The organism is Mesorhizobium sp. CNPSo 4689 (genome assembly GCF_057784325.1).
The window spans coordinates 122,008-132,406 of record NZ_JBWLUZ010000013.1 but is presented as its reverse complement, the minus strand read 5'-3'; the positions used below and the strand labels follow the sequence as shown (position 1 = coordinate 132,406).

At 64.7% G+C, this 10,399-nt stretch carries 9 protein-coding genes and 2 pseudogenes; 8 read left to right on the top strand and 3 right to left on the bottom strand.

The genetic code is table 11. The features are described from left to right. The first annotated feature begins 468 nt into the window (after positions 1 to 468). The 4 genes from AC04SI_RS18710 to AC04SI_RS18695 all read left to right on the top strand — a co-directional run bounded on the left by AC04SI_RS18710 (position 469) and on the right by AC04SI_RS18695 (position 4,467). Positions 469 to 1,458 carry a sugar ABC transporter substrate-binding protein gene (locus AC04SI_RS18710; RefSeq protein ID WP_404281813.1) on the top strand — a complete coding sequence of 330 codons (990 nt, stop codon included), beginning with the start codon at positions 469 to 471 and terminating at the stop codon, positions 1,456 to 1,458. After that, positions 1,455 to 2,459, top strand: a complete 1,005-nt coding sequence (locus AC04SI_RS18705; RefSeq protein ID WP_404281812.1) for an ABC transporter permease — start codon at positions 1,455 to 1,457, stop codon at positions 2,457 to 2,459. Before AC04SI_RS18710 ends, AC04SI_RS18705 begins: the two co-directional genes overlap by 4 nt. Continuing rightward, positions 2,456 to 3,220 (top strand): ATP-binding cassette domain-containing protein, encoded by a 765-nt coding sequence (locus AC04SI_RS18700; RefSeq protein ID WP_488474638.1) that lies wholly within the window; start codon positions 2,456 to 2,458, stop codon positions 3,218 to 3,220. The genes AC04SI_RS18705 and AC04SI_RS18700 overlap by 4 nt, the downstream gene beginning before the upstream one ends. A gap of 158 nt (positions 3,221 to 3,378) precedes the next feature. Next, a complete protein-coding gene (locus AC04SI_RS18695; RefSeq protein ID WP_488474637.1) occupies positions 3,379 to 4,467 on the top strand; it encodes a Gfo/Idh/MocA family protein in 1,089 nt (362 codons plus the stop codon). Between the two features lie 18 nt (positions 4,468 to 4,485). Here the strand turns inward: AC04SI_RS18695 and AC04SI_RS18690 are convergent. Continuing rightward, positions 4,486 to 5,616, bottom strand: a pseudogene (locus AC04SI_RS18690) (DJ-1/PfpI family protein); the annotation flags it as partial. An 87-nt stretch (positions 5,617 to 5,703) separates the two neighbouring features. On the opposite strand from AC04SI_RS18690, the pseudogene AC04SI_RS18685 reads away from it, so the two are divergent. Continuing rightward, positions 5,704 to 6,646 (top strand): annotated as a pseudogene (locus tag AC04SI_RS18685) (GlxA family transcriptional regulator). Positions 6,647 to 6,699: 53 nt separating this feature from the next. Here AC04SI_RS18685 and AC04SI_RS18680 read toward each other — a convergent pair. Together AC04SI_RS18680 and AC04SI_RS18675 are read right to left on the bottom strand one after the other, a co-directional pair. Then, positions 6,700 to 6,969, bottom strand: coding sequence for a hypothetical protein (locus tag AC04SI_RS18680; RefSeq protein WP_488474636.1), 270 nt, complete (start codon positions 6,967 to 6,969; stop codon positions 6,700 to 6,702). 69 nt (positions 6,970 to 7,038) lie between these two features. Beyond that, positions 7,039 to 7,959: a LysR substrate-binding domain-containing protein gene (locus AC04SI_RS18675; protein ID WP_488474635.1), complete on the bottom strand. Its 921-nt coding sequence runs from the start codon at positions 7,957 to 7,959 to the stop codon at positions 7,039 to 7,041. Between the two features lie 111 nt (positions 7,960 to 8,070). Between AC04SI_RS18675 and AC04SI_RS18670 the strand changes: the two genes are divergently transcribed. From AC04SI_RS18670 to AC04SI_RS18660, 3 genes are all read left to right on the top strand, one after another. Beyond that, complete coding sequence (locus tag AC04SI_RS18670) at positions 8,071 to 8,709, top strand: DsbA family protein (protein ID WP_488474634.1); 639 nt, start codon at positions 8,071 to 8,073, stop codon at positions 8,707 to 8,709. A 29-nt stretch (positions 8,710 to 8,738) separates the two neighbouring features. Continuing rightward, positions 8,739 to 9,347, top strand: a complete 609-nt coding sequence (locus AC04SI_RS18665) for an NAD(P)-dependent oxidoreductase (RefSeq protein ID WP_488474633.1) — start codon at positions 8,739 to 8,741, stop codon at positions 9,345 to 9,347. Positions 9,348 to 9,573: 226 nt separating this feature from the next. Next, positions 9,574 to 10,224 (top strand): response regulator transcription factor, encoded by a 651-nt coding sequence (locus tag AC04SI_RS18660; RefSeq protein WP_488474632.1) that lies wholly within the window; start codon positions 9,574 to 9,576, stop codon positions 10,222 to 10,224. The last annotated feature ends 175 nt before the right edge of the window (positions 10,225 to 10,399 follow it).

Sequence of the window (10,399 nt, the reverse complement as noted above, 5' to 3'; positions counted from 1 at the left end):
TCAGGTTGATGGTTCATTGGTGGGAAGGGGCCGAGCCATGCCGCGGCCTGTCCCAACAGGGACGACCAGGATCCTCTCGGCCTCCTTCCCACCTCAAACATAGCACTGAACGAACACACAGGATCCTCGGGTCTGCGCGTTCGCTTCGCTGCCGCTCCGCCCGTGGATGACGACCAAGGTATCGCCCTCTACCCTGCTGCAGCGCAGCACATCAAAACGCACTGCACACCACTTTAATTCTTGACGCATGTCAAATTTTTCTAAAACATGCGGAAATGCTGGCAAGGCATCGGCCAGCGCTCTGGGAGGAGCAATGCCTGACACTGACGAGACCGAACCGGGGTCGCTACCCGCGCACCAACCGGTCATCATTTTTCCAACGCAAGCGCCGGGGTCGCTTGTGTCCCGTCAGGCATGCCGTTCGCAGAAAAGCGAGCCGACAAACAGAAATCCGGAGGAGGAAGACACATGCGCATGTTCAATTGCCTGACGCTCGGCGCGGGCCTGCTTGCAACGACACTGGCGATACCGGCCCATGCCGAGGACGCAGCCAAGGTCGCGGCGATCGTCAAAGGTCTCGACAACCCGTTCTTCCAAACCATGCAAAAGGGCATCGAGGACCAGGCCAAGGCCGACGGCGTCGATGTCACCGTGCAGGCGGCCGCCAATATGGGCGATGCGACCGGGCAGGCCGACCGGCTGACCGCCATGGCGATGCAGGATTTCGACTGCTACCTGGTCAACCCGATCAGCGTTTCCAACCTGGTGCAGGCGCTGGTGCCGGTCGCCCAGAAGAAAAAGCCGATCGTCAACATCGACAGCACCATCGACGCCGAACAGGCCAAGGCCGCCGGCTTCGCGATCTCCACCTATATCGGCACCGACAACGTCGCCGCCGGCGCGCTGGCCGGCGAGGAAATGCTGAAGCTGGTGCCTGCCGGCTCCAAGGTGGCGCTGGTGGCGGGCATCGTCGGCGATGTCGGCTCCAACGCCCGCATCAAGGGCTTCAAGCAGGCCGTCGAAGGCAAGCTCGAAGTGGTGGTGATGGTGAGCGCCGACTGGGACCGCGAGAAGGCGCTGACCGCCGCCACCGACATCCTGGCCGCGCACCCTGATCTTGCCGGTTTCTTCGCCGCTAACGACATCATGGCGCTCGGCGTCGAGCGCGCCGTGCAGACCTCGGGCAAGGACGTCAAGGTGATCGGGCTCGACGGCATCGTCGACGCACTGAAATCGATCGCCGCCGGCGAGCTCACCGCCACCGTCGCGCAATACCCCTATGTCGTCGGAGCCATGGGCGTCGAAGCCTGCGCCGTGGCCGCCAAGGGCAAGGAGCTGCCCGCCAACGTGCCGGCGCCGGTGCTCCTGATCAACAAGGACAATGCCGAAGCTTCGCTGAAGAACTTCCCGGCCCCGGGCGGCGACTATCCCGATCCGTTCCGCGAGATGTTGAAGTGAGCACACCTGAACAAAACGCGCCCGCTCGAGTGACGGCGGGCGCGGCGGAGGAGAGCCGCCCCTCCCTGTCGGCTCTCCTCCTTGATCCTTCCTTCTGGGCCGACTGGGCGTCGGTCGTCGGCCTTGTCGGCCTCGTCATCGTCTTCGGCATCGCCCAGCCGGTCTTTCTCAGCGTCGCCAATATGCAGGCGCTGCTGCTTGCGGCAGCGATCCTGGTCGTGCTGTCGATCGGCCAGACCTTCGTCGTGGCGACCTCAGGCATCGATCTGTCGCTGGCGGCGGCGGTCATGCTGGGCGCCATCATTCTCGGCCTGGTCAATGCCGCCGGCTATGGCATTTTCCTCGCCTGCCTGCTCGCCGTCCTTGCCACCAGCGCGGTGGGTTTTCTCAACGGCCTGCTGATCACCGCCGGGCGCATCCCCGACTTCGTGGTGACGCTCGGCACGCTGTCGGGCATTACCGGCCTCGGCCTGATCCTGTCAGGCGGCGAGCCGACCATGGTTGGTTCGACCTTCCTGCTGCGCCTGGCATCGGGTCATTTCGGACCGTTCGGCTATCCCGTCTGGGTGGCGATCACGGCCGTCATCGTGGCGCATATCGCGCTCTATCACACCCGCTTTGGCGTGCATCTGCTCGCCACCGGCGGCCAGACCGAGAGCGCCAACGCGCTCGGCATTCGCACCGACCGGGTCAAGATCGCCGCCTATACGATTTCGGGTTTCTGCGCCGGCCTCGCCGCAATTCTGCTGGTGGCGCGCATCGGCTCGGCCGAGCCGCTGATCAACACCAGTCTTCTCCTTAATTCGGTGGCAGCCGTGGTGCTGGGCGGCGTCAGCCTGTTCGGCGGCCGCGCCAGCATCCTCGGGCCGGCGATCGGCGCGCTGATGCTCACCGCCCTCGTCAATGGGCTGACGCTGCTCAGCGTTTCGGCCTTCTACCAACCGCTCGCCGTGGGCGCCATCGTGGTGCTGGCGGCGCTGATCATGCGGTACCAGAAATGAGCGCCGTCCATCACATCCCCTCGGCCGAAGCGATCCTCGCCTGCGAAGGGCTGAGCAAGCATTTCGGCGGCATCCGCGCCTTCACCGACGTCGCCTTCCAGGCGCGGCGCGGCGAGGTCACGGCGGTGATCGGCGACAATGGCGCCGGCAAGTCGACGCTGATCCGCTGCCTGGTCGGCGTGCATGTGCCGAACGGCGGAGAGATCTTCTTCGACGGCAAGCCAAAACCCTTCGGCAATCCCGACGAGGCGCGCAAGGCCGGCATCGAGACGGTGCACCAGAACCTGGCGCTGATCGACGAGCTGACGGTGGCGCAGAACCTGTTCCTCAACCGAGAGATCGTGCGCCGGTTCGGCCCGATCGCGCTGCTCGACCGCAAGGCGATGAGGACGCAGGCGCGCGCCATGCTGTCACGCCTGTCGATCAACATGCCTTCGGTCAACCAGCGCGTAAGGCGCCTGTCGGGCGGGCAGCGGCAGGCGATCTCGATCTGCCGTGCTGCCGGCTCCGGCGCCAAGCTGGTGGTGATGGACGAGCCGACAGCAGCACTCGGCGTGCAGGAGACGGCCAATGTCGAGGCGCTGATCCGGCGGCTGCGGGATCAAGGGGTGAGCGTCATCCTGGTCAGCCACAATTTCGATCAGGTGCGGCGCCTGTCCGACCAGATCTGGGTGATGCGCGCCGGCAAAATGGTGGCGACGGTGCGCGCCTCGGAGACATCAGGCAATGAACTCGTTGCGCTGGTCACAGGCGCGGCGTGAAATCAACGGCTGGCTGCTAGAGCGGTTCAGCGTTTGATAGAATCGCTGCCCCGCTCTAAGTATCTGTTTTTACGCAATTCCGGACGGAAAACCGCTACGCACTTTTCCTGGAATTGCTCTAGGTCGGCACCGGACTTGAAATCAAAGGGAGTTTGCGAGTGGCACCAATCCGTGTCGGACTTGTGGGTCTAGGCGAGGTCGCGCAGTCGATCCATCTGCCTGTATTGGCCGACCAGCGCGACCGCTGGGTGATCGCGGGCGTCCATGACGTCTCGCCAAGCCTTGTGGCGCTGTGCACATCCGAATATCCGACGGCAAAGGCTTTCGATACGGCGGAAGCGCTGATCAATTCGCCCGACATCGACGCGGTTTTCGTGCTGTCGTCAGACGACACCCACAGCCGCTTCGTGCGCGCCGCGATCGAGGCCAACAAGCACATCCTGCTGGAGAAGCCCGCCTGCCTGACGGTGCGCGAAATCGACGAGCTGCTGGCTCTGACCACGAATTACGCGAAGACCATTTTCGTCGGCTATATGCGCCGCTACGCCCCGGCCTATCTGGCGGCGAGGGACGAACTGCCCGCCTTCGCCGACATCACCCATGTCCGCATCTTCGACCTGATCTCCGAAGGCCGGCACTTCCTGAAGAAGAGCCAGAACATCCTCTATCCCCAGGACATAGACCCTGCCCTGCTGGCGCGCGGTGCCAAGGAGCGCGACGCGCTGATCCGCGAGGTGGTGGGCGCCGATGCACCCGCCGACCTGGTGCGCGCCTATCGCGGGCTGACGGCGCTCTCCTCGCACCATATCTCGGCGATGCGCGGGCTGCTCGGCGAGCCGGTTGGCGTGCTCGCCGCGCACCGCACCAATGGCGGCGCCAACACCAGCGTGACCTTCGACTATGGCCATTTCGCCTGTTGCTACGACGCGGTGGTCGACGATCTCGGCCTGTTCGATGCCATGATCGAGGTGCGCTCGAACACCAGACGGGTGCGCATCATCTACGATACGCCCTATATCCGTAGCCTGCCGACGCGGCTGGAGGTGACGGACGCCGGCCCGCTCGGCCCGGTGACGAAGAGCTTTGGACCGCTCTATGGCGACGCCTTTTCCAACGAACTGGAAATCTTCCACCGCCACATCACCGATGGCACCAAGCCGCTGACCGATCTCGCGGACTCGCGCCGTGACCTGGCGCTGATGGCTGACATCATCGAGCGCATGAAGGCGACCGGCGGACGCGCCTGAAGCCGCTTTACGGTTGTCCGGGAATTCGAGCTGCAAGGCAACGAAGTCCGTCGTGCGTGCGCCGTAGCGGGCGGAAATATCGCCAAGCGCCTGGTCGAGGGCCTTCGCGGGCCGCGGATCGACCATAGAGGGTACCAGGCGTTCGCCGGGCCAGCTCACCACGGTCTGGTCGGGCAGGATGCGCATGCCGTTGCGGCTGACGATCGCACCGTCCTTGGCGGCAAATGTCACCGCGCGGGAGCGATAGGTTCGCGACCAGGCGTCGGCGACCAGCGCCAGCGACACCTCATCCATATCGGGGGTCAGTTCGATGCCGAGCTGCTCGTGATCGAGGACGGCTAGCGTGTTGCCGATCGCCGTCAGCGCGAAGGGACGGGTGAATGTGAAGGCAGCGCTGGCATGCCGCGCATCCCAATGCGCCAGGCCGAGGTCGCGGCCGACGGCTTCAGCCTTATCCCGTCCGGCTATGGCCTCGATCAGGGTCAGCATCATTGGCATCGACGCGGTGATCCCGGTCGTCGTCGCGACACCCTGGTCGACGACGAAGCGCCGGTCGGCGACATAGCGGATCGTCGGATGTTTTTCGCGCAGCTCGTTCAGCGAATACCAATGCGTCGTCGCCCTTCTGCCGTCGAGCAACCCGCTGGCCCCGACCACCTTGGCCCCGGCGCAGACGCCGATGATGGTGGCGCCCTTGGCCGCCTGGCTTCTGATCCACTTCAGCATGTCGGCATCGTCGTCCCGCATCATGGCGGGAACGATGACGTAGTCGGCGCCTTCGGGATGCTGCGCATCGAATTCCGCCACGGTCGCATCCGGCTCGACCTGCAGTGCCGGGAACAGTTTTACGGGTCCGGGCTCGGTCGCCAGCGCCACGACATCGGCGACATCGGCGCGCCGCAGGATGCCATAGGGCATCAGGTAGTCGGTGGTCTCGGTGGCATCGTTGATGCCGACGATGGCGATCAGCGGCCGCTCACGCTTCGGCGGCTTCAGGGCCGCGACGGCGGCCTCCGCCTCCTGGCTGTCGATTGCCGGCGGAACGGCTGCCAAGGATGCCGAAGGCAGCGACAGCAGCCATGCGGCGCCGACCGCCAGCAAAAGCAGGACGATGCCCAGGCCGCTCCACAACACGATACGCAAACTCATAATCTGCTCTCCTGATCGAGCGACTTGACGTTCAGCCTAGTGCCGTTACGCTTTGTCCGAAATGACATATATCGGGCGAAAACTGCCATGCTGCGGAAGATCGGCATCATCATCCACCCCGGGTTCCAGCTGCTGGATGCGGCCGGTCCGGCGGCGGCATTCGAGATGGCGGAACACTTTTGCCCCGGAAGCTACGCTCTCGAGATACTGGCTTCCGGCGGCGGCGAGATAGAGAGCTCGTCCGGCATGCGGCTGTCGGCCCGGTCGTTGTCGGCCGAGGAGCCGCTCGATACCGCCATCATCTCCGGCGGCGAGATCATACGCTCCATGGCGGCGGCCGAGCAGATCGTCGCCTGGCTGCGGCGCACGAATGCGCGACGGACGGCAAGCGTGTGCACCGGCGCCTACCTGCTCGCCGAGGCGGGACTGCTCGACGGCCGCAGCGCCACCACTCATTGGTGGAGCACGGACGATTTCGCCCGCCGCTATCCGAAGGTGAGGCTCGACGCGGAGCGGATCTTCATTGAGGATGGCGGCGTCTGGACCTCGGCGGGCATTTCAGCCGGCATCGACCTGGCGCTGGCGCTGATCGAGGACGATCTCGGCCCGGCGATTGCGCGCCGCGCGGCGCAGCAGCTCGTCGTCCATCAGCGCCGGCCCGGCGGCCAGTCGCAATTCTCGGCGCTGGTCGACCTCGGCGGTCGGACAGGCCGCTTCGTCGAACTGATCGAATGGATGCGGACAAAGCTCGCCGAGCCGCTGACCGTGGAGCACCTTGCCGACCAGGCCGCCATGAGCCCGCGGCATTTTGCGCGCGCCTTCGTGGCCGAAACCGGCATCACCCCTGCCAAGGCCGTTGAACGGTTGCGGCTCGAAGCCGCGCGGATGGCGCTCGAGACCAGTCACACGCCGCTCGATCGCATCGCCGAGGCCATCGGCTTCGGCGACCCGGGGCGCATAGCGCCGTGCCTTCCTGAGGGCCTTCGGCCAGCCGCCGCAAGCGCTCAGGCGCGCCGCGATCAGAAGGTGATGCCAAGCCGCGTCCTGACGAGAGAACGAAGTCGCCGATTGCTTCCGCGGCAGCTACTTCCCGCAATGGTGATCGTTGATCTTGTTCAGCGCATTCGCGTCGGGCCCTACCCTTTGGTAGGAGCAGGGTTCGTCGCCTGTCGTGACCAGCTGCTTGTCATAGTAGCGCGGGCCGCCGAAGAGGATGTCGATGATATCGCCTTCGGCGGGAACGTAGCGTTCGGGTTGTGGCCGATGCTCGCGACTTCCAGCGTATGCGGCGCTGGAAATGCCGCAGGCTACCCCGAGAACGAGAGCGCAGATCGCAAAACGTTTCGTCGTCATAGGCGAGACCCTCCTGGCCGTCTGGGTTTCCATCATATCTCCAAAATCGCCAGCTGAACAAAGGTTCCCTCAGCGACCGGGGACAGAGCCACGCGCGCGCTTCTTCTCGGCCGCCACCAGCATGTCGACGAAGGCGCGCACCTTGGCCGGCCTGAAGCGCGCCGGCGGGAAGACGGCATGGATGCCGCCGGTCGGCAAGCTCCAGTCGGCGAACAGCCGAACCAGCCTGCCCCCGGCAATGTCGTCGCTGACGCTGTAATCCGGAAAGATGCCGAGCCCGATACCGGCCAGCACGCAGGCCTTCACGCCGGGGGTCTTGTCGCAGCTGACGACCGGATTGAGTTCGGCCAGCACCGTCTCGCCGCCCTTCGAAAACAGCCATTGGCCGATGCCGCGCAATTGGGCGTTGCCGACCCAGGGCAGCGACTTCGCCAGCCTAGGGCCAGCATCCGCCGGCAGCCGGGCGGCAAGCTCCGGGCTTGCCACGACGAATTGCTGCAAAGTTCCCAGCCGCCGCGCCAGGTTGGAGGAATCGGCGAGCCAGCCGACGCGGATGCCGAGATCGATCTCTTCGTCGACGAGATTGCTCACCGCGTCGTCGAAGATCGTCTCGACACGCATTTTTGGATACTTCCTGAGGTAGGCGGCGATGGTCGGCGCCACCACCATCTCGCCATAGTCGAGCGGCGCGGTCAGCCTCAGCATCCCGGTCGGCCTGGCCGCGCTTTGCGAGATGTCGCCATAGGCGGCCTCGGCCTCGCGCAGGATGATCGCCGCCCGGTCATAGAACAGGCGCCCCTCCTCCGTCGGCGTGACGCGCCTGGTCGTGCGCCGCAGCAGCGTCGCGCCCAGTTCCTGCTCGAGCTTGCCGACCTGATGGCTGACCACCGCCTTGGCGACATCGAGCCGATCGGCGGCGGCAGTGAACGAGCCGGTTTCCACCACGGTGGTGAAATAGACGAGGCGGTTGAGGTTCAGAAGGTCGGTCATCGGGGGTTATTGTCTGATTTGATCAGACAGTTTGTATGATTGATCGCGGTTTTTCGCAACAAGCCGACCTGCCATTTAGGTCCGAGACAAAGACACCCGGACCAGCCTGATATGACCAATGCCACGGTGACCTACCTTTTCGATCCGCTCTGCGGCTGGTGCTATGGCGCCACGCCGATGCTGGACCGGCTGGCGGCGAGCGGCATTGCGCTCGACCTTCTGCCGACCGGTCTGTTCTCGGGCGCCGGCGCGCGGCCGCTGGATGCGGGCTTCGCCGCCCATGCCTGGGACAACGACCAGCGCATCGAGCGGCTGAGCGGCCAGCGTTTTACGCAAGCCTATCTCGACAAGGTGCTGAATGTTCGCGGCACCTTGCTCGACTCGAGCGCCGCTACCCTCGCCATCACCGCAGCGGGCCTGGAAGGCCCGCGCCGGCGCCTCTTGGCGCTGAAGGCTATCCAGCTTGCCCGCTATGTCGACGGCCGCGACATCGTCACCGTGAATGGCGTGGCGGACGTGCTGACCGACGCCGGCATGGCGGATGCAGCCGAGAAGCTGAAGGCGCCGACTGATGCGCTGATGACGGCGCATCGCGAGTTGGTCGGCCGTGGCCGTGCGCTTTTTCAGCGATTGCACGCCAATGGCGTTCCCTCGCTCGCCGTCATCCGCAACGAGGCGCCGCGCCTGATCGGCGCCAATGCGTTGTTCGGCAGCTACGACAATCTCATCGCCCATATCCAGGCGGCGTGACCCTCCTCCCCAAGCAGAAAGGAAATCCCATGAAGATCGCCCTCATCGGCGCGTCCGGCCAGGCCGGCTCGCGCATCCTGAAGGAACTCTCCGATCGCGGCCACACCGTCACCGCCATCGCCCGCAACCCGGAAAAGATCGCAGCGCTTCCCGGCGTGACCGCCACGAAGGGCGATGTCTTCGACACGGACGGCCTCGCCGCCCTGATCAAGGGCCATGACGCCGTGATCAGCTCGGTGCATTTCCTCGCCAGCGACGCCGACGGGCTGATCGCGGCGGTGCGGGCTTCCGGCGTCAAGCGCTACCTCGTCGTCGGCGGCGCCGGTAGCCTCGAGGTCGCCCCCGGCAAGCGCCTGGTCGACACGCCCGAATTTCCGGCCATCTACAAGGCCGAGGCCCAGAAGGGCGCCGACTTCCTCGACACGCTCAAGGCGATCGACGATCTCGACTGGACCTTCCTGTCACCGTCGGCACTTTTCACCGCGGGCGAGCGCACCGGCCAGTTCCGTCTCGGCAAGGACAGCCTGCTAGCGTCCGAGAAGGGCAGCAGCATCTCCTTCGAGGATTATGCCATCGTCATGACCAATGAGATCGAGACGCCGAAGCATATAAGGCAGCGCTTCACGGTGGGCTACTGACGGGCGGACCGGGCCTCGCGTCCGGCCTGGAAACAAGCGGGCGCTGCCACGAAAATCTCGGTGGCGCCTGTCTGATGCAACAGGCGATGCCGCGGCCGGGCACGCCATGGGTTTAGGTATAGCCTCAACTATATTAGTGATTTCTTGACAATCTTACAAAGCTCTGGTTTCCTGATTTCGGGCATATTTAGATAAGTTCGTTGCGTTTTTTACGGACGGTGTTCGCATGTCGACTTTGGTTGTTGCGGACCCGCGGGGGGTCTATCTCGCCGGTCTTGAGTGGGTTCTGCGGAAGGCCGGACACAGTGTCGTCGCCGAGTGCCACCGCGCTATAGACGCTCTGCCGCAAGTGGAGCGTCACCGGCCTGATATGGTCGTCATCGGCCTGGATATCGCGGATCCGCACACGGCCACTCTTTCGTCGCGGCTGAGAGCCAGCCACGATGCTCTCGGCATCATTTTCATCCTGCAGCCAAGCAGCCGATTCGACATCAAGGAGATACAGGCGCTCGACGTCGATGGCCTGTTGCTGGACGGCATCAGCCATCGCTATCTCGTCGAATGCGTGAATGCGGTGGCGGCAGGCAAGAAGTGGATCGACAACAAGATCGTCCAGCAACTGCTGATGTCGAAATCGCCACAGCAGCTCGCATCCAAGCTGACCGGGCGCGAGACGGAAATCGCCGACCTCGTCTCGCGCGGACTGCGCAACAAGACCATCGCGCAACAGCTGCATGTGTCCGAAGGCACGGTGAAGATGCACCTGCACCACGTCTACGCCAAACTTAACCTCGGCAGCCGAGCGGAACTGGCCTGGATGGCGCATGGCAAAGGCGCTGACCATTCAGGAACCGGTCAAAACCGCCTGCTCTCGTAACCTCCACCGGGCGGCCAGGCCGCCGGCGTCAGCAAGCACCCGGCAGCGGGTCGAAAAACCAGAGCGGCGGCCGCTCAAGCTGAACCGCACGACCGCCTAAGCCTTTGCTCAAGCCCCGGATTCTTCCAAAACCCGATCTTCGCTTTTGGTCCGATGCTTTTCAGCGCGTCCACCG

Bases quoted from the DNA above. Each gene is read 5' to 3' on its own strand.
- AC04SI_RS18710 (WP_404281813.1), top strand. From the start codon at position 469: ATGCGCATGTTCAATTGCCTGACGCTCGGCGCGGGCCTGCTTGCAACG.
- AC04SI_RS18700 (WP_488474638.1), top strand. From the start codon at position 2,456: ATGAGCGCCGTCCATCACATCCCCTCGGCCGAAGCGATCCTCGCCTGC.
- AC04SI_RS18680 (WP_488474636.1), bottom strand. From the start codon at position 6,969: ATGACGACGAAACGTTTTGCGATCTGCGCTCTCGTTCTCGGGGTAGCC.
- AC04SI_RS18675 (WP_488474635.1), bottom strand. From the start codon at position 7,959: ATGACCGACCTTCTGAACCTCAACCGCCTCGTCTATTTCACCACCGTG.
- AC04SI_RS18670 (WP_488474634.1), top strand. From the start codon at position 8,071: ATGACCAATGCCACGGTGACCTACCTTTTCGATCCGCTCTGCGGCTGG.
- AC04SI_RS18665 (WP_488474633.1), top strand. From the start codon at position 8,739: ATGAAGATCGCCCTCATCGGCGCGTCCGGCCAGGCCGGCTCGCGCATC.
- AC04SI_RS18660 (WP_488474632.1), top strand. From the start codon at position 9,574: ATGTCGACTTTGGTTGTTGCGGACCCGCGGGGGGTCTATCTCGCCGGT.